The organism is Enterobacter sp. BNK-16 (assembly GCF_048684955.1).
Lineage (GTDB): Bacteria > Pseudomonadota > Gammaproteobacteria > Enterobacterales > Enterobacteriaceae > Enterobacter > Enterobacter bugandensis.
On the sequence record NZ_JBLQTQ010000001.1, the window covers coordinates 2840268 to 2861074 of the forward strand.

Here is a 20807-nt window from a genome sequence, read left to right on the forward strand (position 1 = left end):
TACTCCCCAATAAAATAAGGCTCCGTCTCCGGAGCCTTATTAGCACAGCGTTAGCCGATTGTCATCAGGCTGGCGTTACCGCCCGCCGCCGCGGTGTTGACGCTGAGCGAGCGCTCCACGTACAGACGCTCCAGCAGCAGGTTGGTTTCCCCGCGGGCGAAGCCCTGCACGGAAACAATCGCCCCGCTGCGGGCCGCCACCTGCTCGCACAGCTCGCGCAGCTGGTCGGAATCACCGTGGTAGATCACCGCGTCAAACGGCTGGGTCAGCAGGGCATCGGCCTTCGCAAAGCGAATGCGAGCCGAAACCGCTTTCGGCAGCTGTTTGGCGAGATCGCGATGCAGCGCATCGTCCGGCCACAGCACTTCACACCCGGTGGCCATCGCCGCGGCTAGCTGTACCAGCGCGTCCTGCTCGTTATCCGCCACGCACAGAACGTGCTCGCGCGGCATCAGCGTCCAGGTGTTGCGCTCGCCGGTTGGCCCCGGCAGCAAACGCTGGGTACCGGCCTGCGCCAGCTCGCCGTACTGCTGGGCAATCGCACGCAGTTCAGGACGGTTATCAGCCCACTTAATCAGCGCCTCCAGCGGCTGGGTCAGCACGGCTTTCACCTGCGCGTCCACCGGATATTCAGCGTCCTGACGTGCCAGCGTCACGCCCAGCGCATTTTCCGGACGGTTTGCCAGCAGACGGTACAGGTAGAGCGGGCCGCCCGCTTTCGGACCGGTGCCGGAAAGGCCTTCGCCGCCGAACGGCTGCACGCCCACGACCGCACCAACCATGTTGCGGTTGACGTACAGGTTGCCGACTTTGGCCGTGCCGGTGACCTGCGCAATGGTCTCGTCGATACGGGTATGCACGCCGAGCGTCAGGCCGTAGCCGGAGGCGTTGATCTGGTCGATAAGCGCGTTGAGGTTGTTACGGTTGTAACGCACCACGTGCAGCACCGGGCCGAAGACCTCTTTTTTCAGCTCGTCGAAGCTTGCCAGCTCAATCAGCGTAGGCGGCACGAAGGTGCCAGTCTGCCACTCGCGGGCATCTTCGCTGTTCTCGCGCACCGCCTGGAACACCGGGCGGCCTTTGGCGCGCATGGCCTGAATGTGGTTCTCAATGTTGGCTTTGGCTTCCGCGTCGATCACCGGCCCGATGTCGGTGGTGAGACGGCCCGGGTTGCCCATGCGGCATTCCGCCATCGCGCCGCGCAGCATCTTCAGCGTGTGGTCAGCCACGTCATCCTGTAAGCACAGCACGCGCAGGGCGGAGCAGCGCTGACCGGCGCTGTCGAAGGCGGAGGCCAGCACGTCAACAACCACCTGCTCGGTGAGCGCTGAGGAGTCAACAATCATGGCGTTCATGCCGCCAGTTTCGGCGATAAGCGGGGTAGGACGACCCTGCGCATCCAGACGGGTGGCGATGTTGCGTTGCAGCAGGGAGGCCACTTCGGTCGAACCGGTAAACATCACGCCGCGCACGCGGTTATCGGAGGTGAGTTTGGCGCCCACCGTTTCACCGCGCCCAGGCAGCAGTTGCACCACGCCCGCCGGAACGCCTGCTTCCAGAAGAATGTTGATGCCCTGGGCGGCAATCAGCGGGGTTTGCTCTGCCGGTTTCGCCAGCACGCTGTTGCCTGCGGCAAGGGCGGCGGCAATCTGGCCGGTGAAGATGGCCAGCGGGAAGTTCCACGGGCTGATACAGACCACCGGACCGAGCGGACGGTGCGTTTCGTTGTCGAAATCATCGCGCACCTGACCGGCGTAGTAGTGCAGGAAGTCGACCGCCTCACGCACTTCGGCGATGGCGTTGCTGAAGGTTTTCCCCGCCTCACGCACCAGAATGCCGATGAGCTGCTGCATCTGATCTTCCATCAGCACCGCGGCACGTTCCAGAATGGCGGCACGCTCCTGCGGCGGGGTGGCGAACCAGATTGGCGCGTTATTCACCGCGCTCTCCAGCGCCTGGTCCACTTCCGCTTCGGTTGCTTCACGCGCGTAGCCGACGATGTCCTTCGGCTCTGCCGGGTTGATCACCGGCTGCATTTCACCGTCCTCAACGGACTGCTCAAGGATCGGTTTGGCCTGCCATTTCTGCAATGCGCTGTTGAGCAGGGCAGAGGAGAGCGACGCCAGACGGTGTTCGTTCGCCAGATCCAGGCCCGCTGAGTTGACGCGGCCCGCGCCGTACAGCTCGCGCGGCAGGGCAATTTTCGGATGCGGCAGACCAATCTGGCCTTCCTGCGCCGCCAGCTTCTCAACGGCCTGCACCGGATCGGCCACCAGCTCGTCGAGCGGCAGGGTGGTGTCGGCGATACGGTTAACGAAGGAGGTGTTCGCCCCGTTCTCCAGCAGACGACGCACCAGGTACGCCAGCAGGGTTTCGTGGGTGCCCACCGGGGCATAGATGCGGCACGGGCGGTTCAGCTTGCCGTCCGCCACTTTACCGGTGACCTGCTCGTACAGCGGTTCGCCCATGCCGTGCAGGCACTGGAACTCGTACTGGCCCGGATAATAGTTCTGCCCGGCCAGGCTGTAGATCGCCGCCAGGGTATGGGCGTTGTGGGTCGCGAACTGCGGATAAATCAGGTTCGGCACGCCGAGCAGTTTTTTCGCGCACGCGAGGTAAGAGACGTCGGTGTAGACCTTGCGGGTATAAACCGGATAGCCTTCCAGACCTTCCATCTGGGCGCGTTTGATTTCGCTGTCCCAGTAGGCGCCTTTCACCAGGCGGATCATCAGGCGGCGACGGCTGCGGCTGGCCAGGTCAATCAGGTAATCAATGACGAATGGACAGCGTTTCTGGTAGGCCTGAATAACGAAACCAATCCCGTTCCAGCCTGCCAGTTCCGGCTCGAAGCACAATTTTTCCAGCAGATCGAGGGAGATCTCCAGACGGTCAGCCTCTTCGGCGTCGATGTTGATGCCGATATCATACTGGCGCGCCAGCAGGGTCAGGGACTTCAGGCGCGGATAGAGCTCTTCCATCACCCGGTCGTACTGCGCGCGGCTGTAGCGCGGGTGCAGTGCGGAGAGCTTAATAGAGATGCCCGGGCCTTCATAAATACCGCGACCGTTGGACGCTTTACCGATGGCGTGGATCGCCTGCTGGTAAGAGACCATGTAGGCCTGCGCGTCGGCGGCGGTGAGCGCCGCTTCACCCAGCATGTCGTAGGAGTAGCGGAAACCTTTGTCTTCCAGCTTGCGGGCGTTCGCCAGCGCTTCGGCAATGGTTTCCCCGGTGACGAACTGCTCGCCCATCAGGCGCATCGCCATGTCCACGCCCTTGCGGATCAGCGGCTCGCCGCTCTTGCCGATAATGCGGTTCAGAGAGCGTGACAGGTTGGCTTCGTTATGGGTGGAGACCAGCTTGCCGGTAAACAGCAGACCCCAGGTGGCGGCGTTGACGAACAGCGACGGGCTGCGGCCAATGTGGGAGTGCCAGTTGCCGTTGCTGATCTTGTCGCGGATCAGCGCGTCGCGGGTAGCTTTATCCGGAATACGCAGCAGCGCTTCCGCCAGGCACATCAGCGCCACGCCTTCCTGTGAGGAGAGGGAGAACTCCTGCAACAGGCCCTGCACCATCCCGGCGCGGCCGGTGGCGGTTTTCTGGTTGCGCAGCTTGTCGGCTAACTGATACGCCAGGCTGTGCGCCTGGGCGGCAATGGCTTCCGGCAGGCGGGCCTGCTCCAGCAGCATTGGCACGGCGTCGGTTTCGGCGCGGCGGTAAGCCCCGGTAATGGCGGCGCGGCTGACGGACTGCGGCAGGATCTGCTCGGCAAATTCGAGGAACGGCTGGTGGTTTTCTTCCACCGCCGTCGCGGCGTCTTCGCTTTCGTTCGCTGCGCCCGCCAGCAGGGCAGGCAGCTCAGGCAGGCCGTCTTCACTCTCCAGCCTTTCCAGATAGTTAAAAATCGCCTGCTTGATTAACCAGTGCGGTGTGCGATCAATGCGGGTTGCTGCGGTCTTAATCCGTTCGCGGGTCGCGTCATCCAGCTTAACCCCCATGGTGGTCATCCCCATGCCAAAACTCCTGTTGTTCTGTAATAGCGTTCTGTTGATAGCGTGAAATATCCACCATGTTGCAACTTTGTGCAACCGTGTTAAATGTGACCTGGTTTGCAAGCTGGAAAATGAATGGATTGTTAACGAATAGTTAGCTGGAAAAAAGCGCTGGCTTCTGCATGCGAAGCCTGGTTTTATGCGGTGCTTAACACTTTTCAAAGGTACAACCCGTATAAATGTGAGCGAGTGCAACCTATAGGAAAGACGTATAAAACCAGGGATGAAATTCATGTAAATGCAGTGTTAAATCGTTTGTCAGTGGGAAGCGTATACGGCAGGATAGCGCGCCCAACGGAAACACATACACACATCACTACGTTCCGGTGATGACATAACAAGGCAACCCGGACGGTTGTCGCTCGACATTTTGGAGAATTTGAATGGCTATTAGCACACCGATGCTGGTGACATTTCTCGTTTATATTTTTGGCATGATCCTGATAGGGTTTTTGGCATGGCGTTCCACTAAAAACTTTGACGACTACATCCTTGGCGGGCGCAGCTTAGGCCCAATGGTCACCGCGCTCTCTGCGGGCGCATCCGACATGAGCGGCTGGCTGCTGATGGGGCTGCCGGGCGCGATTTTCATCTCTGGTATTTCCGAAAGCTGGATCGCCATCGGCCTGACCGTCGGCGCGTGGATCAACTGGAAGCTGGTGGCAGGCCGTCTGCGCGTGCATACCGAGGCTAACAATAATGCCCTGACGCTGCCGGATTACTTCACCGGACGCTTTGAAGATAACAGCCGCATTCTGCGCATTATCTCCGCGGTGGTGATCCTGCTGTTCTTCACCATCTACTGCGCCTCCGGCATCGTGGCGGGTGCGCGACTGTTCGAAAGCACCTTCGGCATGAGCTATGAAACCGCCCTGTGGGCCGGTGCCGCGGCAACCATCCTCTATACCTTCGTGGGCGGCTTCCTGGCCGTCAGTTGGACCGACACCGTGCAGGCGAGCCTGATGATCTTCGCCCTGATCCTGACCCCGGTGATTGTGATTTTCACCGTTGGCGGCTTTGGCGAATCGCTGGAAGTGATCAAGCAGAAGAGCATTGAAAACGTCGATATGCTGAAAGGGCTGAACTTCGTTGCCATCGTTTCCCTGATGGGCTGGGGCCTGGGCTACTTCGGTCAGCCGCACATTCTGGCGCGCTTTATGGCGGCGGATTCTCACCACACCATCGTTCACGCGCGTCGCATCAGTATGACGTGGATGATTCTGTGTCTGGCGGGCGCGTGTGCGGTCGGCTTCTTCGGTATCGCCTACTTCAGCAATAACCCGGCGCAAGCGGGCGCGGTGAACCAGAACGCCGAGCGCGTGTTCATCGAGCTGGCGCAGATTCTGTTTAACCCGTGGATTGCCGGTATTTTGCTCTCCGCGATCCTGGCGGCGGTGATGTCCACCCTGAGCTGTCAGCTGCTGGTTTGCTCCAGTGCAATCACCGAAGACCTCTACAAGGCCTTCCTGCGTAAAAATGCGAGCCAGAAAGAGCTGGTGTGGGTAGGGCGCTTTATGGTGCTGGTGGTGGCGCTGGTGGCCATTGCGCTGGCGGCCAACCCGGAAAACCGCGTGCTGGGTCTCGTGAGCTACGCGTGGGCGGGCTTCGGTGCCGCGTTTGGGCCGGTGGTGCTGTTCTCCGTCATGTGGTCACGCATGACCCGCAACGGCGCGCTGGCGGGGATGATCATCGGTGCGGTGACCGTCATCGTCTGGAAGCAGTTCGCGTGGCTGGGCCTGTACGAAATCATTCCGGGCTTCATCTTCGGCAGCATCGGTATTGTGGTGTTCAGCCTGCTGGGTAAAGCGCCGTCTGCCTCTATGCAGAAGCGCTTTGCGGAAGCGGATGCGCACTACCACACTGCGCCGCCGACTAAGCTTCAGGCAGAATAATTTTCTCACGCAGTACCGTAGGCCGGGTAAGCGCAAGCGCCACCCGGCTTTTTTCTTGCCAAAATCCGTATTTTCCTGTGATATCCATGTGCTTATAACAATGAGGATAGCGACACATGACAATCAAAACAGGGTTAATGGCGGTGGCAATATTGATGCTGGCGGGTTGTAACGCACCCTCGCAGCGTTCGGCGGTGGAGACCTGCAAAGCGGATAACCAGATGCAGCAGACCACGCTCTATTTTGGCTTGAATCGCCCGGCAGGGGCGCAGATTACCGGCAGCGAGTGGCAGCAGTTTGTTGACCAGGACGTGACGCCGCGTTTTCGCGATGGCTTAACGGTGTTTGATGCGCGCGGGCAGTGGCTGGGCAACGACGGGAAAGTGGCGCGTGAATCCAGCAAAGCGTTAATGCTGATCCACGGTAAAGATGCGCAGAGCGAGAAGAACATCGAAGCATTGCGCGGGATCTATAAGTCTCGTTTCGCGCAGGAATCGGTGATGCGGGTCGACCAGCCGGTGTGCGTACAGTTTTAATAAAAAACGGCGGGATAACCCGCCGTTATTGTTTTGTAGCAAAGCAATTTACAGCACTAATCCCGCAAAGCTCGCCGACAGCAGGCTCACCAGCGTCGCACCGTATACCAGGCGCAGACCAAACCGCGACACCACGTTGCCCTGCTGCTCGTTCAGCCCCTTTATCGCCCCGGCGACGATGCCGATGGAGGCGAAGTTGGCAAACGACACCAGGAAGACGGACAAAATACCCAGCCCGCGCGGTGACATTTCATGAGCAATTTTTTGCAGCTCAATCATCGCTACAAATTCATTCGCCACCAGCTTGGTTGCCATAATGCTGCCCGCGTTTAACGCATCGCTGAGTGGAATCCCGATAAGCCACGCCAGCGGATAAAACACATAGCCCAGGATCTGCTGGAAGCTCATGCCGAATACGCTGGAGAAGAGGGCGTTAACGGCGCTGATGAGGGCGATAAAGCCAATCAGCATCGCCAGAATAATCATCGCCACCTTAAAACCGGCCAGAATATACTCACCCAGCATTTCAAAGAAGCTCTGGGATTCATGCAGTTTTTCCAGCTTGATATCCGGCTCGGCTTCCGGACGTACCGGGTTAATGACCGAGAGAATAATAAAGGTGCTGAACATGTTCAGGATCAGCGCGGCAACGACAAATTTGGCGTCGAGCATGGTCATATAGGCACCGACAATCGACAGGGAGACCGTCGACATGGCCGTGGCCGCCATGGTAAACAGACGACGCGAGGAGAGATCCCCCAGCACGCCTTTATAGGCAATGAAGTTTTCCGACTGGCCGAGGATCAGCGAGCTCACCGCGTTGAACGATTCCAGCTTGCCCATGCCGTTCAGCTTTGACAGCAGCGTCCCGATGATTCGAATAAAAATCGGCAGGATCCGCCAGTGCTGGAGAATACCAATCAGTGCGGAAATAAAAATAATCGGACACAGCACGCCGAGGAAAATAAACGCCAGCCCTTTTTCTCCCATTCCGCCAAAGACGAAATTCGTCCCTTCCGAGGCAAATTTCAGCAGTGACTCAAAGAAGCCGGAAACGTATTTAATCAGGAATAGCCCGCTTTCGGCGTGCAGGAAAAAGAACGCCAAAGCAATTTCAATAACAATCAGCTGTAAAACATAACGAATGCGAATTTTTCGGCGGTCGAAACTCACCAGCCAGGCAAGCGCAAGAATAATCACCAGCGCCAGCAGGAAATGGACAATCTTAAACATGGGATATTTTCGGTTGGTTTTTGAGGCGGATATTTAGCCACAGCACTGGTTAACCGTAAATGGGCATTTTTATTATAACTTATAAACTTAACGGTAACGGCGGCAACTATTAACAGGCTTTGCGTTTACAACTCGTCATCAAATCACCACATATTTCGCTTGTGTTTCCTTTCGCCGTAATGATAATCACTATCACAAGAATTTACCTTTCTTTGCATCAGTTGACCGCGATAAACATTTAAGGTGTCGGCATGTTTGTTCCATTTCTCATTATGTTACGTGAAGGCCTTGAAGCGGCCCTGATTGTCAGCCTTATCGCCAGCTATCTGAAGCGCACCCAGCGTGGGCGCTGGATTGGCGTGATGTGGGTTGGCGTCTTCCTTGCTGCGGCGCTCTGCCTGGGCTTAGGTATTCTCATCAATGAAACCACCGGCGAATTCCCGCAGAAAGAGCAGGAGCTGTTTGAGGGTATCGTCGCCGTGATTGCGGTGTTCATCCTGACGTGGATGGTCTTCTGGATGCGCAAAGTTTCCCGCAACGTGAAGGTGCAGCTGGAGCAGGCGGTGGATAACGCCCTGCAGAAGGGGAATCACCACGGCTGGGCGCTGATCATGATGGTCTTTTTCGCCGTGGCGCGCGAGGGTCTGGAATCGGTTTTCTTCCTGCTGGCGGCATTCCAGCAGGACGTGGGCATCTGGCCGCCGCTGGGCGCCATGCTCGGTCTGGCAACGGCGGTGGTGCTGGGCTTTCTGCTCTACTGGGGCGGCATTCGCCTCAACCTGGGCGCCTTCTTTAAGTGGACCAGCCTGTTCATTCTGCTGGTGGCCGCGGGGCTGGCGGCAGGGGCGATCCGCGCCTTCCACGAGGCGGGCCTGTGGAACCACTTCCAGGACGTAGCGTTCGATCTTAGCAACGTTCTCTCCACCCATTCACTGACCGGCACCCTGCTCGAAGGCATCTTCGGCTACCAGGAAACGCCGAGCGTCAGCGAAGTGGCGATGTACTTTATCTATCTGGTTCCGGCGCTGGTGCTGTTCGCGATGCCGCCGCGTACCGGCTCGCAGGCGTCGCGCGTTGCGCCGTAATTATTGTTTTAGTTACAACATACTTTTTAAGGGAAGAGTCATGGCAATTCAGTTTCGTCGTAGTGCATTGTGCGCAGGCATTGCCGCGCTGTTCGCTTCTGCATTCGCTGCGCAGGCTGCGGATATTCCGCAGGTAAAAGTCACCGTTAACGATAAGCAGTGCGAGCCGATGACCATCACGGTTAACAGCGGTAAAACCCAGTTTATCATTCAGAACCACAGCCAGAAGGCGCTGGAGTGGGAGATCCTCAAAGGCGTGATGGTGGTGGAAGAGCGCGAGAACATCGCGCCGGGCTTCAGCCAGAAGATGACCGCCAACCTGCAGCCGGGTGAATACGACATGACCTGCGGCCTGCTGACCAACCCTAAAGGCAAGCTGATCGTCAAAGGTGCAGCGACGGCGGACGCGGCCAAAGGCACGGCCCTGCTGAGCCTGGGCGACGCCATTACCGCCTATAAAGCCTACGTCACCAAAGAGACGGCGGACCTGGTCACGGGTACCAAAGCCTTCACCGACGCCGTGAAAGCGGGCGATATCGAAAAAGCGAAATCCCTGTACGCGCCAACCCGTCAGCACTACGAGCGTATCGAGCCGATTGCCGAGCTGTTCTCTGACCTCGACGGCAGCATTGATGCCCGCGAAGATGACTACGAGCAGAAGGCCGCCGATCCGAAATTCACCGGCTTCCACCGTCTGGAAAAAGCTCTGTTTGGCGATAACTCCACCAAAGGAATGGAGAAATACGCCGGGCAGCTGAACACCGACGTGCTGGAGCTGCAAAAGCGCATCAGCGAGCTTGCCTTCCCGCCGTCGAAGGTGGTGGGCGGCGCGGCCGGTCTGATTGAAGAAGTGGCCGCGAGCAAAATCAGCGGTGAAGAAGATCGCTACAGCCACACCGACCTGTGGGACTTCCAGGCCAACGTCGACGGTGCGCAGAAGATTGTCGAGCTGCTGCGTCCTCAACTGCAGAAAGAGAACGGCGAACTGCTGGCGAAAGTAGATGCCAACTTCAAAAAGGTCGATACCATCCTGGCGAAGTACCGTACCAAAGACGGGTTCGAAACCTACGACAAGCTGACCGACGCCGACCGTAACGCGCTGAAAGGCCCGATTACGACGCTGGCGGAAGATCTCTCCCTGCTGCGCGGCGTACTGGGTCTGGACTAAGCACGATGAACAAGCACGAAGAATTCGACGTGGCGGAACCTTCCCGACGTCGTTTGCTAAAAGGGGTAGGGGCGCTGGGCGGCGCGTTTGCCCTGGCGGGAGGTTGCCCGGTGGCGCATGCGGCGAAACCGCAGAGCGCGCCCGGTACGCTCTCACCGGATGCCCGCATGGAGACCCAGCCGTTTTATGGCGCGCACCAGGCGGGTATTCTCACGCCGCAGCAGGCTTCCATGATGCTGGTGGCCTTTGATTCGCTGGCCAGCGATAAGGCGGATCTGGAGCGTCTGTTCCGCCTGCTGACGGCGCGCATCGCGTTTCTTACCGCGGGCGGGCCGGCACCGGATACGCCGAACCCGCGCCTGCCGCCGATGGATTCCGGTATCCTCGGGGCGTTTATCGCGCCGGATAACCTGACCATTACCGTGTCGGTAGGGGAGTCGCTGTTTGACGGCCGCTACGGCCTGGCAAAGCAGAAGCCGAACGCGCTGCAGAAGATGACGCGCTTCCCGAATGACTCCCTCGACGCGGCGCTGTGCCACGGCGATCTGCTCCTGCAGATTTGTGCCAATACCCAGGACACGGTGATCCACGCCCTGCGCGATATCATCAAGCACACGCCGGATCTGCTGAGCGTGCGCTGGAAGCGGGAAGGGTTTATCTCTGACCACGCCGCCCGCAGCAAAGGCAAAGAGACGCCGGTTAACCTGCTGGGCTTTAAGGACGGCACGGCCAACCCGGACAGCAGCGATGCGGCGCTGATGAAAGACGTGGTGTGGGTGACGGCAGATCAGGGGGAACCCGCATGGGCTGTGGGCGGCAGCTACCAGGCTGTGCGCATTATTCAGTTCCACGTGGAGTTCTGGGACCGCACGCCGTTGAAAGAGCAGCAGACGATTTTTGGCCGCGACAAGCAGAGCGGGGCGCCGCTGGGCATGAAGCACGAGCATGATGTGCCGGACTACGCGAACGACCCGGATGGCGACGTTATCGCGCTCGACAGCCATATTCGCCTTGCCAACCCGCGCACCAAAGAGACGCAGTCCAGCCTGATGATGCGCCGTGGCTACAGCTATTCGCTGGGCGTGACCAATTCCGGCCAGCTTGATATGGGGCTGCTGTTCGTCTGCTATCAGCACGATCTGGAGAAAGGCTTCCTGACCGTGCAGAAGCGGTTAAACGGCGAAGCGCTGGAAGAGTACATTAAGCCCATCGGCGGCGGCTATTTCTTTGCCCTGCCCGGCGCGCGCGATGCTGGCGCGTATCTCGCACAAGGTCTGATGGAAGCCTGATAATCGTCCCTGCGATAGTTCGCGGGGACATTATTTTTTCATATGACTATCTTATTGTTATATTTCTGTAATCTTCATATATAAGACTGATTCCGCTGCAGGAACAGTCTTAAAAGTTGCATTCAGGTAAAATAAATGTTGCATTTATGATAACTCCTGATGTACTTAAGATAAGACAGCGGTAGTTCCCGGCAGTGATGCTGAATCACTATGGAGATCGCGAATGGTTGCGTCCTGTACTGGACAAGGTAAACATAACAACCGCAGCACCCGGCGCGGAGGCTCAGACTCCGGCAGCGATTTCCTCACCACTAAATTCTCCCCCACACCTCAAGAATCTGATTCGACCGACGTGCAGACCGGTGCGCGTAGCCGTTCTGTATCGTCATCTGATAAAGCAAGCAATGGCTTACAAGGAAGCCAACCCTCTGATGTTCGTGCGCATAATCGTGCCGAAGCTGGCGCGTGTGATGAATACCAACAACTCAAGGTGCTATCCATGGGAAGACAAAAAGCAGTGATCAAAGCTCGTCGCGAAGCAAAACGTGTGCTGAGACGGGACTCACGTAGCCATAAACAGCGTGAAGAAGAATCGGTCACCTCGCTTGTGCAGATGAGTGGCGTAGAAGCAATTGGCATGGCCAGAGACAGCCGTGATAATTCTCCAATTGTGGCGCGCAATGAGGCTCAGGCGCACTACCTGAATGCTATCGAGAGTAAACAGCTCATCTTTGCAACCGGCGAAGCCGGATGCGGGAAAACCTGGATCAGTGCAGCCAAAGCAGCGGAAGCGCTGATCCATAAGGACGTGGAGCGCATTATTGTTACCCGTCCTGTACTGCAAGCTGATGAAGATCTCGGCTTCCTGCCCGGCGATATTTCGGAGAAGTTTGCTCCGTACTTCAGGCCCGTCTATGACGTGCTGGTGAAGCGACTGGGTGCATCCTTTATGCAGTACTGCCTGCGACCAGAGATTGGCAAGGTGGAAATCGCGCCGTTCGCCTATATGCGCGGACGTACATTTGAAAATGCGGTCGTTATTCTCGACGAGGCTCAGAACGTGACCGCTGCGCAAATGAAGATGTTTTTAACGCGCCTCGGGGAGAACGTGACGGTTATCGTCAACGGCGATATTACCCAGTGTGACCTGCCGTCGGGCGTGAAGTCCGGCCTCAGCGACGCCATGTCACGTTTTGAGGAAGATGAGATGATTGGGGTGGTACGCTTCACCAAAGAGGACTGCGTGCGCTCGGCGCTGTGTCAACGGACGCTGCAAGCGTATTACTGAGTTTGCTGTTGCGTTCAAGGCCCGGGAAACCGGGCTTTGTTTTATGTGCATTTTATTCCCTCTCCCCTGGGGAGAGGGTTAGGGTGAGGGTCTCAGGCCGCACCGAGCTGAATATAGCTACGGGGGGGATTGACTCGCTTCGCTCGCCCTGCGGGCAGCCTGTTCGCTTTGCTCACAGTCTGTCCAACTGGCTGCGCCAGTTGTCGAACCCCGGTCGGGGGTTCTCATCCCCCCACAGGCGTGCAATATGCGAAAAAAAAGCCCGCATTTTCATGCGAGCTCTTCTTCAAATATGGCGGTGAGGGGGGGATTGACTCGCTTCGCTCGCCCTTCGGGCAGCCTGTTCGCTTCGCTCTCAGTCTGTCCAACTGGCTGCGCCAGTTGTCGAACCCCGGTCGGGGGTTCTCATCCCCCCGCAGGCGTGCAACATGCGAAAAAAAAGCCCGCATTTTCATGCGAGCTCTTCTTAAAATATGGCGGTGAGGGGGGGATTGACTCGCTTCGCTCGCCCTTCGGGCAGCCTGTTCGCTTCGCTCTCAGTCTGTCCAACTGGCTGCGCCAGTTGTCGAACCCCGGTCGGGGGTTCTCATCCCCCCGCAGGCGTGCAACATGCGAAAAAAAAGCCCGCATTTTCATGCGAGCTCTTCTTAAAATATGGCGGTGAGGGGGGGATTCGAACCCCCGATACGTTGCCGTATACACACTTTCCAGGCGTGCTCCTTCAGCCACTCGGACACCTCACCATATTGTTTTGCTGCCTGACCGCTTGGGGGGCAACGGGGCGCTACTATAGGGAGTTGCGCGAAAGCGGTCAAGCAGATTTTCTGCATTAGTGCTTGTTCGGTTAAGCCTTAATCAGCTTATGACGCACAGCGCAGGATTAACGCTGCGAATCGAGCACTTCGCTGTTTTTCACCACCTCCTGCGCTTTGCCGTAGCTTTCGATCAGCAGCTGGTAGGCCGGGAAAATGTGGGTGTATACCTCAGCCCATTCAGCCGCATCTTCACGGTTCCAGGTTCGCTGGATCTCAGAGGCCACAGCGGCGGTATCCATCGGCACCACGCCTGCCTGGACCACGCGGGCCAGGGTGATCTCCTGCGCCATTTTGCTGTAGGTGCCGGAGGCATCAATCACCGCAAACACTTTATATCCGTCCGCCACCGCGCTGATGGACGGGAAGGCCATGCAGACGCTGGTGATCGTGCCTGCAATAATTAACGTCTTGCGACCGGTAGCTTTTACCGCCGCCACGAATTCCGGGTTATCCCAGGCGTTGATCTCACCTTTGCGGGCCACATACTGCGCATGCGGCGCGTTGGCGTGGATCTCCGGGATAAGCGGGCCGTTCGGTCCCTGTGGAACGGAGGCGGTGGTGATCACCGGGATCTTCGCCAGCGTGGCGATCTTTGCCAGCGCCGCCGCACGGGCGCGCAGCTCCGGCATGGGCATGTCGCCGACGGTCTGGAACAGCCCGCTCTGGTGGTCGATAAGCAGCATGACGGCATCATTTACGTCAATGACGGGACGTGCACCGTTGAAGTTTGCAGGGGTAGACATATTGCGCTCCTTAATTACGTTCAGATCTGGCCAAAGCGGCCGGAGTTGAAATCACGAATGGCTTCCGCGATCTCGGTTTTACTGTTCATCACAAACGGGCCGTAGCCCACAATCGGTTCATTCAGCGGCTCACCGGCCATCAGCAGCAATTTCGCGTCGCTGTTCGCTTCCAGATGCAGCTTTTCACCGCTCTGACTTAGCACAACCAGCTGCGCTTCACCCGCTGGCGTGGTGCCGTTCACCGTTACGCTGCCCTCAAGTACCACCAGCGCCGTGCTCCAGCCTTCGGGCTGGTTGAGCGTCAGATGGCTGCCCTGGTTAAGCGCGATGTCCCAGACGTTCAGCGGTGAGAAGGTATGGGCCGGGCCCGTCACGTCCTCAAGGCGACCGGCGATGACCCGCAGCGTGCCGCTGTTATCCGGCAGCGTGACCACCGGGATATCCGCTTTGGTGATACTCTGGTAGCCGGGCGTCGCCATTTTGTCTTTGGCGGGCAGGTTGACCCACAGCTGCATCATTTTTAGTTCACCGCCTTTCTGCGCGAAGGCGCTGGAGTGGAACTCCTCGTGCAGGATGCCTGCGCCCGCCGTCATCCACTGCACGTCGCCGGGGCCAATAACGCCGCCTCTGCCGGTGGAGTCGCGATGCTCCACTTCGCCGGCGTAAACGATGGTCACCGTTTCAAAGCCGCGATGAGGATGCTCGCCCACGCCGCGTTTCGCGCCGTCCGCCGGGAAGGTGTACGGTCCGGCATAGTCCAGCAGCAGAAACGGGCTCAGCGGCTCGCCGTGCGTCTGGTAAGAAAACATTGAACGAACCGGGAAACCGTCACCGACCCAGTGCGGACGAGGTGCGGTATAAACGCCTGTTACGTTTTTCATGATGTACTCCTGATGTTCTGTTGATGTAATTAGCTTATATTCAGGGTTAATATCCCGGTAGATAGTGAAAATGACATTCACTGTTCTGAATATGGAACGATGAGGGCGTATGCAGGATCTCAATGATTTCGCGTGGTTTGTGAAGGTGGTGGACCATGGTGGATTTGCGGCGGCGGGTCGGGCGCTCGATCAGCCCAAGTCAAAACTGAGCCGCCGGATTGCCCAGCTGGAAGAGCGCCTTGGCGTGCGGTTGATCCAGCGCACCACCCGGCAGTTTACGGTGACGGAAGTGGGGCAGACGTTCTATCAGCACTGTAAAGCCATGCTGGTAGAGGCCGAAGCTGCGGAAGAGGCGGTGGCGGCGTTGCAGGCCGAGCCACGCGGCGTGGTCAGGATCACCTGTCCGGTCACCTTGCTGCACGTGCACGTGGGTCCCATGCTGGCACGGTTTATGGCGCGCTATCCGGGGATCAATCTTCAGCTTGAGGCCACCAACCGACGGGTCGATCTGGTGGGCGAGGGCATTGACGTGGCGATCCGCGTTCGTCCACGTCCGTTTGATGACAGCGACCTGGTGTTAAGAGTGCTGGCAGACAGGGGACACTGCCTGGTGGCGAGCCCTGCACTGATTGAGCGGATGGGTCACCCTGCCGTGCCCTCTGAGCTGAGCGAGTGGCCGGGTTTGAGCATGGGGGTGGGAAAGCAGCTGCACAGATGGGAGCTGAGCGGGCCGGAGGGAGCGAAAGCCGCGATTCATTACACGCCGCGCTTTATTACCACCGACATGCTGGCGCTGCGTGAAGCGGCGATGGCGGGGGTGGGTGTGGTGCAGCTGCCGATTTTGATGGTCAAGGATCAGCTGGCATCCGGGGAACTGGTAAGGGTGCTGGACGCATGGGAACCCCGACGGGAAGTGATTCACGCTGTTTATCCTTCCAGGCGAGGTTTGCTGCCGTCCGTCAGAACGCTGGTGGATTTTCTTACTGAAGAGTATGCGCGGATGGTGGAGGAGTAACGATCCCCTCGCCCTTTTGGGGAGAGGGTTAGGCTGAGGCGCTCAGGCTGCACCGAGCTGAATATAGCACCGGGGGGGATTGACTCGCTTCGCTCGCCCTGCGGGCAGCCTGTTCGCTTTGCTTACAGTCTGTCCAACTGGCTGCGCCAGTTGTCGAACCCCGGTCGGGGGTTCTCATCCCCCCGCAGGCGTGCAACATGCGAAAAAAAAGCCCGCATTTTCATGCGAGCTCTTCTTAAAATATGGCGGTGAGGGGGGGATTCGAACCCCCGATACGTTGCCGTATACACACTTTCCAGGCGTGCTCCTTCAGCCACTCGGACACCTCACCATATTGTCATCCCGTTGTTGCTGGGACGGGCGCTAATGTAAGGAAAAGCCGAACTGCCGTCAACCCACTTTTTCAGTAATTTAGCGCGTTTAGACAAACTTCAGGCAACATGATTCTTAAATGTGCTGAAAGCGTCTTTTTTATCAACAACACGGTCACGCAATAAATTTGCTATGCTGACCGTCCAGTTAAAAAGCAAAATAAATCAGCGCAATAAAAGGCAGGATTGACTATGGATATACTCTTCTATCACCCCACTTTTGATACGGCTTACTGGATTAAGGCACTTTCTGCGGCACTGCCGGGCGCTCGCGTTCGTGAGTGGAAGCGGGGCGATAACGAACATGCTGACTACGCGCTGGTCTGGCATCCGCCGGTAGAAATGCTCCAGGGCCGTAAGCTGAAGGCCGTGTTCGCGCTTGGAGCCGGCGTGGATTCCATTCTGAGCAAGCTGAAAGCACACCCTGAAATGCTGCCGGAAGATATTCCTCTGTTCCGCCTGGAAGATACCGGTATGGGCCAGCAAATGCAGGAATATGCCGTCAGCCAGGTGCTGCACTGGTTCCGCCGCTTTGATGACTATCAGGCGCTTAAGCAGCAATCCCGCTGGGAGCCGTTGCCTGAATATCCGCGCGAAGCGTTTACCGTTGGTATCCTCGGCGCGGGCGTGCTGGGTTCGAAAGTGGCTGAAGCGCTCGCGCCGTGGGGCTTCCCGCTGCGCTGCTGGAGCCGCAGCCGTAAAGACTATCCGGGCGTTGAGAGCTTTGCCGGAACGGATGAGCTTCCGGCCTTCCTGAACGGCACGCGTGTGCTGATTAACCTGCTGCCCAATACGGCGGAAACGGTGGGGATTATCAATGAAGGCCTGCTCAACCAGCTGGACGACCAGAGCTACCTGATGAACCTGGCGCGCGGCGTGCATCTGGTCGAGCCGGATCTGCTGAAGGCGCTGGATAGCGGGAAGCTTAAAGGCGCCATGCTGGATGTCTACAGCCGTGAGCCGCTGCCGGAGGAAAGCCCGCTGTGGCGACACCCGCGCGTGGCAATGACTCCGCACGTTGCCGCCGTGACGCGACCTGCCGAGGCGGTGGCCTATATCTCGCACACGATCGGTGAAATAGAGAAGGGTAACCCGGTCACCGGACAGGTCGACCGACAGCGCGGCTACTGAGAGAAACCCGGCGTTCGCCGGGTTTTTGCTAATATTCGCCGCTGATAACTGCTATCCTTTGGAAAAAACGCAGAGGAGAGAAATATGTATCCCGTTGACCTGCATATGCACACCGTCGCCAGCACCCACGCTTATAGCAACCTCCATGATTATATCGCCCAGGCGAAGCTTAAGGGCATCAAGCTGTTCGCGATAACCGATCACGGCCCGGATATGGCGGATGCGCCGCACTACTGGCATTTTGTGAATATGCGTATCTGGCCACGTCTGGTGGACGGCATTGGGATACTGCGCGGCATTGAGGCGAACATCAAAAACACCGACGGTGAAATTGACTGTACCGGCCCGATGCTGACCTCCTTAGATCTGATCCTTGCCGGCTTCCATGAGCCGGTTTTCCCGCCGCAGGATAAAGAGACCAATACCGCGGCGATGATTGCCACTATTGCCAGCGGCAATGTGCACATCATCAGCCATCCGGGCAATCCGAAATACCCGATTGATATTCAGGCCGTGGCGCAGGCCGCGGCGAAACACCGCGTGGCGCTGGAGATTAACAACTCCTCGTTCGTGCACTCGCGTAAAGGCAGTGAAGCCAACTGTCGCGAAGTGGCTGCCGCCGTGCGTGATGCGGGTGGCATGGTGGCGCTGGGCTCTGATTCGCACACGGCCTTCACGCTGGGGGATTTTAGCGAGTGCCTGAAAATATTGCAGGATGTGGATTTCCCGGAAGAGCGCATCCTGAACGTCACGCCGCGTCGTATGCTTGATTTCCTCGAGTCGCGTGGCATGGCGCCGATTGATGAATTTGCCGATCTTTAATTGAATAACGGAATAGAACAATGAATGAATTTTCCATCCTTTGCCGCGTGCTGGGCTCCCTGTATTACCGCCAGCCGCAGGACCCGCTGCTGGTGCCGCTGTTTACGCTGATTCGCGAAGGTAAACTGGCGCAGAACTGGCCGCTGGAACAGGATGAGTTACTGGAGCGCCTGCAGAAAAGCTGCGATATGCAGCAGATCTCAACGGACTACAATGCTCTGTTCGTGGGCGAAGAGTGCCGCGTGTCGCCGTATCGTTCCGCCTGGCAGGAAGGAGCGACCGAAGCGGAAGTGCGGGCATTCCTTTCAGAACGCGGGATGCCCCTGAGCGATACCCCAGCCGATCATATCGGTACGCTGCTGCTGGCCGCGTCCTGGATCGAAGACAACGCTGGCGACGATGAAAATGAAGCCATCGGGATCCTCTTCGAAACCTATCTGCTGCCGTGGGTGGGGACCTTCCTGGGTAAAGTGGAAGCTCATGCCACCTCTCCGTTCTGGCGAACGCTGGCCCCGCTGACGCGTGACGCCATTGCAGCAATGTGGGATGAGCTGGAAGAAGAGAGCGAGGAGTGATGTAAATCACAAAAATCCTGCAACGATACATTTCAACTTGCACGTAATGTGCTTCTGATCGCATTTCTACGGCGCGCTTCTGCTAAGATGCGCGCCATGAACATATTACTTTGTATTGCAATCACGACGGGCATCCTCTCCGGTATTTGGGGATGGGTAGCGGTGTCTCTCGGTCTGTTAAGCTGGGCTGGCTTCCTGGGCTGCACGGCCTATTTCGCCTGTCCTCAGGGCGGGCTGAAAGGGCTCTTTATCTCAGGCTGCACGCTGATGAGCGGCGTTATCTGGGCGCTGGTCATCATGAAAGGCAGCGCGCTGGCGCCGCATCTGGAGATGCTGGGGTACGTCATGACGGGTGTCGTCGCGTTCCTGATGTGCATCCAGGCGAAGCATCTGCTGCTGTCGTTTGTGCCGGGAACCTTTATGGGGGCCTGCGCAACCTTTGCCGGGCAGGGGGACTGGAAGCTGGTGGTTCCTTCCCTGGCGCTGGGGCTGCTGTTTGGCTACGCCATGAAGAACAGCGGTCTTTGGCTGGCGGCGCGACGGGAAAAAACGCAAAACATCACCGCGGTGAGTGAATAAAAAAAAGGCGAGATAATCATCTCGCCTTTTTTTATGCGCTGCCTGTCAGGATTCCGGAGGCACCGACATATCACGGTATTTCACCAGGATCGGGTTCTGCACGTCCGCTTTGTTTTGCAGATCCCACAGCCCGCGATCGATACCATCGTTGATTAAGAAGATCACGCCGGTTTCAATGGCTGACATCAGACACATCATGACCGGTTCGTTAGAGGTGTAGCCAATTTCTCCCTCCAGCAGACGCTGGTAATCGATGAAGCGGAATACCCCAGCCTGAACTTCATAAGACAATATCGTTTTGCTGGTGTTGACCGAAGAGAGCACTTCACCGGTACTGACGTTCACGACGCGCAGGTTAACCGCAATTTGGTCGAGCTGGTACTGGGTATCTGCGCCGATACCGAAGTAGCGCGCGCCCACGCCACCCGATTTCACGTTGCTCTCGTAACCGATAATCGACCCTTCAATCATCACGTTTGCGGCGGCCAGAGACTGCAGAGGCATCCGGTTATTGTCCGCAACGGTGCCATTCTCCTGCGCGGCACGAATGATTTTTCGTTCATTTAACAGGTTCTGAAGCCCCTGGCGTTCCAGCGGAATAAACCAGTGCGAATCTTTAAGTGCAGTCACCAGCATGGCGGTGGCGCTTTGCGGCACCGCGGTGGAGAAGTTACTTGCCGGATAAGGCTTAAATTGTCCGGTTTCATCCTGAATGTTGTATACCGAGACAAATATCTTGCCCGTAGGTGAAGGCAAATGGGTTAAATCACGGTAACTTTGGGCCCGCGGCATTAATGTGGGTTTTGCAGCTTCTTTAGGCGGAGCAGTTAAACAACCGCTCAATAAGCACACTGCAACAAATATCAGGAAGCGCTGCATGGTCGTTGTCCTTATTTAGCTATTGTTTAAAAGTCAGTTGAATTATTTTGCAGGCCGGAAACCTCTATGGTGGAAGTTTTTCCGGTTTTACGATCGGTCACATTCAACTGGAGCTGTCCGTCCCTGTTGGCGATGTCGACGATAAAGTCGTTGGTCATCATTCGGCCGGGTTTGCCGGTATTAATGTTGGTCAGCAATCCCCCTAAAATCTGCGACTGGATAGCCTGGGTGAAGTTATCCAGTGCGGAAGGGGTATCAACGGTAAAATCCTGAAAGCTCGGATCTTTATAGGAGTTTTGTGCCTGAGCTTGATTCAGCAGAAAGGCACCGTTGTTGGGGTTACCGCCAAAGTTAGGGTTACGGAACTGGAAGGTCATATTTCCAGCCCAGCTCAGGGGAGCAATAAGCATGATCGAAACAACTGCATATGCAATACGCATGACAGCCTCCGCA

17 protein-coding genes, 2 tRNA genes and 2 other RNA genes are annotated in these 20807 nt (G+C 57.5%); 11 read left to right on the forward strand and 10 right to left on the reverse strand.

The annotated features are described in order from the left end of the window. Positions 1 to 50: 50 nt before the first annotated feature. On the reverse strand, positions 51 to 4013 hold the full coding sequence (gene putA, locus ACMGGH_RS13555; RefSeq protein WP_232948075.1) for a trifunctional transcriptional regulator/proline dehydrogenase/L-glutamate gamma-semialdehyde dehydrogenase: 3963 nt from the start codon (positions 4011 to 4013) through the stop codon (positions 51 to 53). 422 nt (positions 4014 to 4435) lie between these two features. On the opposite strand from putA, the gene putP reads away from it, so the two are divergent. Together putP and ACMGGH_RS13565 are read left to right on the forward strand one after the other, a co-directional pair. Beyond that, positions 4436 to 5944, forward strand: coding sequence for a sodium/proline symporter PutP (gene putP / locus ACMGGH_RS13560; protein ID WP_041910546.1), 1509 nt, complete (start codon positions 4436 to 4438; stop codon positions 5942 to 5944). Positions 5945 to 6060: 116 nt separating this feature from the next. Beyond that, positions 6061 to 6480 carry a DUF3574 domain-containing protein gene (locus ACMGGH_RS13565; RefSeq protein WP_194386199.1) on the forward strand — a complete coding sequence of 140 codons (420 nt, stop codon included), beginning with the start codon at positions 6061 to 6063 and terminating at the stop codon, positions 6478 to 6480. Positions 6481 to 6528: 48 nt separating this feature from the next. Here the strand turns inward: ACMGGH_RS13565 and ACMGGH_RS13570 are convergent, their stop codons facing one another. Further along, complete coding sequence (locus tag ACMGGH_RS13570) at positions 6529 to 7713, reverse strand: NupC/NupG family nucleoside CNT transporter (protein WP_047368266.1); 1185 nt, start codon at positions 7711 to 7713, stop codon at positions 6529 to 6531. 251 nt (positions 7714 to 7964) lie between these two features. On the opposite strand from ACMGGH_RS13570, the gene efeU reads away from it, so the two are divergent. The 4 genes from efeU (at position 7965) to phoH (ending at position 12543) form a co-directional block, all read left to right on the forward strand. Then, positions 7965 to 8798 carry an iron uptake transporter permease EfeU gene (gene efeU / locus ACMGGH_RS13575; protein ID WP_028012665.1) on the forward strand — a complete coding sequence of 278 codons (834 nt, stop codon included), beginning with the start codon at positions 7965 to 7967 and terminating at the stop codon, positions 8796 to 8798. 40 nt (positions 8799 to 8838) lie between these two features. Beyond that, a complete protein-coding gene (gene efeO, locus ACMGGH_RS13580) occupies positions 8839 to 9966 on the forward strand; it encodes an iron uptake system protein EfeO (protein WP_028012666.1) in 1128 nt (375 codons plus the stop codon). 5 nt (positions 9967 to 9971) lie between these two features. Further along, on the forward strand, positions 9972 to 11255 hold the full coding sequence (gene efeB, locus ACMGGH_RS13585; protein WP_028012667.1) for an iron uptake transporter deferrochelatase/peroxidase subunit: 1284 nt from the start codon (positions 9972 to 9974) through the stop codon (positions 11253 to 11255). A 499-nt stretch (positions 11256 to 11754) separates the two neighbouring features. Beyond that, the gene (gene phoH, locus ACMGGH_RS13590; RefSeq protein WP_024908976.1) at positions 11755 to 12543 is read left to right on the forward strand and encodes a phosphate starvation-inducible protein PhoH; all 789 of its coding nucleotides are present in this window, start codon (positions 11755 to 11757) and stop codon (positions 12541 to 12543) included. A gap of 293 nt (positions 12544 to 12836) precedes the next feature. Here phoH and ACMGGH_RS13595 read toward each other — a convergent pair. The 5 genes from ACMGGH_RS13595 to ACMGGH_RS13615 all read right to left on the reverse strand — a co-directional run bounded on the left by ACMGGH_RS13595 (position 12837) and on the right by ACMGGH_RS13615 (position 14982). Next, positions 12837 to 12973: non-coding RNA, RtT sRNA (locus ACMGGH_RS13595), on the reverse strand. 44 nt (positions 12974 to 13017) lie between these two features. Continuing rightward, a non-coding RNA gene (locus ACMGGH_RS13600) (RtT sRNA) lies at positions 13018 to 13154 on the reverse strand. Between the two features lie 44 nt (positions 13155 to 13198). Beyond that, a tRNA-Ser gene (locus ACMGGH_RS13605) sits at positions 13199 to 13286 on the reverse strand. A gap of 137 nt (positions 13287 to 13423) precedes the next feature. After that, positions 13424 to 14101: an isochorismatase family protein gene (locus ACMGGH_RS13610; protein ID WP_025755865.1), complete on the reverse strand. Its 678-nt coding sequence runs from the start codon at positions 14099 to 14101 to the stop codon at positions 13424 to 13426. Positions 14102 to 14121: 20 nt separating this feature from the next. Beyond that, entirely contained in the window at positions 14122 to 14982 is an 861-nt protein-coding gene (locus ACMGGH_RS13615) for a pirin family protein (RefSeq protein ID WP_045261663.1), read from the reverse strand. Between the two features lie 109 nt (positions 14983 to 15091). On the opposite strand from ACMGGH_RS13615, the gene ACMGGH_RS13620 reads away from it, so the two are divergent. Then, on the forward strand, positions 15092 to 15997 hold the full coding sequence (locus ACMGGH_RS13620; RefSeq protein ID WP_028012669.1) for a LysR family transcriptional regulator: 906 nt from the start codon (positions 15092 to 15094) through the stop codon (positions 15995 to 15997). A gap of 243 nt (positions 15998 to 16240) precedes the next feature. Here ACMGGH_RS13620 and ACMGGH_RS13625 read toward each other — a convergent pair. Continuing rightward, positions 16241 to 16328 (reverse strand) — tRNA-Ser (locus tag ACMGGH_RS13625). Between the two features lie 232 nt (positions 16329 to 16560). Here ACMGGH_RS13625 and ghrA point away from each other — a divergent pair. The 4 genes from ghrA (at position 16561) to ACMGGH_RS13645 (ending at position 19475) form a co-directional block, all read left to right on the forward strand. Then, positions 16561 to 17499 (forward strand): glyoxylate/hydroxypyruvate reductase GhrA, encoded by a 939-nt coding sequence (gene ghrA / locus ACMGGH_RS13630; protein WP_028012670.1) that lies wholly within the window; start codon positions 16561 to 16563, stop codon positions 17497 to 17499. Between the two features lie 84 nt (positions 17500 to 17583). Further along, the gene (locus tag ACMGGH_RS13635) at positions 17584 to 18321 is read left to right on the forward strand and encodes a phosphatase (RefSeq protein WP_028012671.1); all 738 of its coding nucleotides are present in this window, start codon (positions 17584 to 17586) and stop codon (positions 18319 to 18321) included. A 20-nt stretch (positions 18322 to 18341) separates the two neighbouring features. Next, entirely contained in the window at positions 18342 to 18896 is a 555-nt protein-coding gene (locus ACMGGH_RS13640) for a TorD/DmsD family molecular chaperone (RefSeq protein ID WP_028012672.1), read from the forward strand. 96 nt (positions 18897 to 18992) lie between these two features. Continuing rightward, positions 18993 to 19475 carry a DUF1097 domain-containing protein gene (locus ACMGGH_RS13645; RefSeq protein ID WP_072201771.1) on the forward strand — a complete coding sequence of 161 codons (483 nt, stop codon included), beginning with the start codon at positions 18993 to 18995 and terminating at the stop codon, positions 19473 to 19475. Between the two features lie 45 nt (positions 19476 to 19520). On the opposite strand, the gene csgG is transcribed toward ACMGGH_RS13645, so the two are convergent. Together csgG and csgF are read right to left on the reverse strand one after the other, a co-directional pair. Further along, positions 19521 to 20354 carry a curli production assembly/transport protein CsgG gene (gene csgG, locus ACMGGH_RS13650; RefSeq protein WP_028012674.1) on the reverse strand — a complete coding sequence of 278 codons (834 nt, stop codon included), beginning with the start codon at positions 20352 to 20354 and terminating at the stop codon, positions 19521 to 19523. A 26-nt stretch (positions 20355 to 20380) separates the two neighbouring features. Beyond that, entirely contained in the window at positions 20381 to 20794 is a 414-nt protein-coding gene (gene csgF, locus ACMGGH_RS13655) for a curli production assembly/transport protein CsgF (protein ID WP_028012675.1), read from the reverse strand. Positions 20795 to 20807: the final 13 nt, after the last annotated feature.

What these genes read in the sequence shown, in the direction of transcription:
- ACMGGH_RS13640 (WP_028012672.1), top strand. Translation starts at nt 18,342, where the DNA reads ATGAATGAATTTTCCATCCTTTGCCGCGTGCTGGGCTCCCTGTATTAC.
- putP (WP_041910546.1), top strand. Translation starts at nt 4,436, where the DNA reads ATGGCTATTAGCACACCGATGCTGGTGACATTTCTCGTTTATATTTTT.
- ACMGGH_RS13610 (WP_025755865.1), bottom strand. Translation starts at nt 14,101, where the DNA reads ATGTCTACCCCTGCAAACTTCAACGGTGCACGTCCCGTCATTGACGTA.
- csgG (WP_028012674.1), bottom strand. Translation starts at nt 20,354, where the DNA reads ATGCAGCGCTTCCTGATATTTGTTGCAGTGTGCTTATTGAGCGGTTGT.
- ghrA (WP_028012670.1), top strand. Translation starts at nt 16,561, where the DNA reads ATGGATATACTCTTCTATCACCCCACTTTTGATACGGCTTACTGGATT.
- efeB (WP_028012667.1), top strand. Translation starts at nt 9,972, where the DNA reads ATGAACAAGCACGAAGAATTCGACGTGGCGGAACCTTCCCGACGTCGT.
- putA (WP_232948075.1), bottom strand. Translation starts at nt 4,013, where the DNA reads ATGGGGATGACCACCATGGGGGTTAAGCTGGATGACGCGACCCGCGAA.
- ACMGGH_RS13620 (WP_028012669.1), top strand. Translation starts at nt 15,092, where the DNA reads ATGCAGGATCTCAATGATTTCGCGTGGTTTGTGAAGGTGGTGGACCAT.
- ACMGGH_RS13615 (WP_045261663.1), bottom strand. Translation starts at nt 14,982, where the DNA reads ATGAAAAACGTAACAGGCGTTTATACCGCACCTCGTCCGCACTGGGTC.
- ACMGGH_RS13565 (WP_194386199.1), top strand. Translation starts at nt 6,061, where the DNA reads ATGACAATCAAAACAGGGTTAATGGCGGTGGCAATATTGATGCTGGCG.
- efeU (WP_028012665.1), top strand. Translation starts at nt 7,965, where the DNA reads ATGTTTGTTCCATTTCTCATTATGTTACGTGAAGGCCTTGAAGCGGCC.
- ACMGGH_RS13635 (WP_028012671.1), top strand. Translation starts at nt 17,584, where the DNA reads ATGTATCCCGTTGACCTGCATATGCACACCGTCGCCAGCACCCACGCT.
- phoH (WP_024908976.1), top strand. Translation starts at nt 11,755, where the DNA reads ATGGGAAGACAAAAAGCAGTGATCAAAGCTCGTCGCGAAGCAAAACGT.
- ACMGGH_RS13645 (WP_072201771.1), top strand. Translation starts at nt 18,993, where the DNA reads ATGAACATATTACTTTGTATTGCAATCACGACGGGCATCCTCTCCGGT.
- efeO (WP_028012666.1), top strand. Translation starts at nt 8,839, where the DNA reads ATGGCAATTCAGTTTCGTCGTAGTGCATTGTGCGCAGGCATTGCCGCG.
- csgF (WP_028012675.1), bottom strand. Translation starts at nt 20,794, where the DNA reads ATGCGTATTGCATATGCAGTTGTTTCGATCATGCTTATTGCTCCCCTG.
- ACMGGH_RS13570 (WP_047368266.1), bottom strand. Translation starts at nt 7,713, where the DNA reads ATGTTTAAGATTGTCCATTTCCTGCTGGCGCTGGTGATTATTCTTGCG.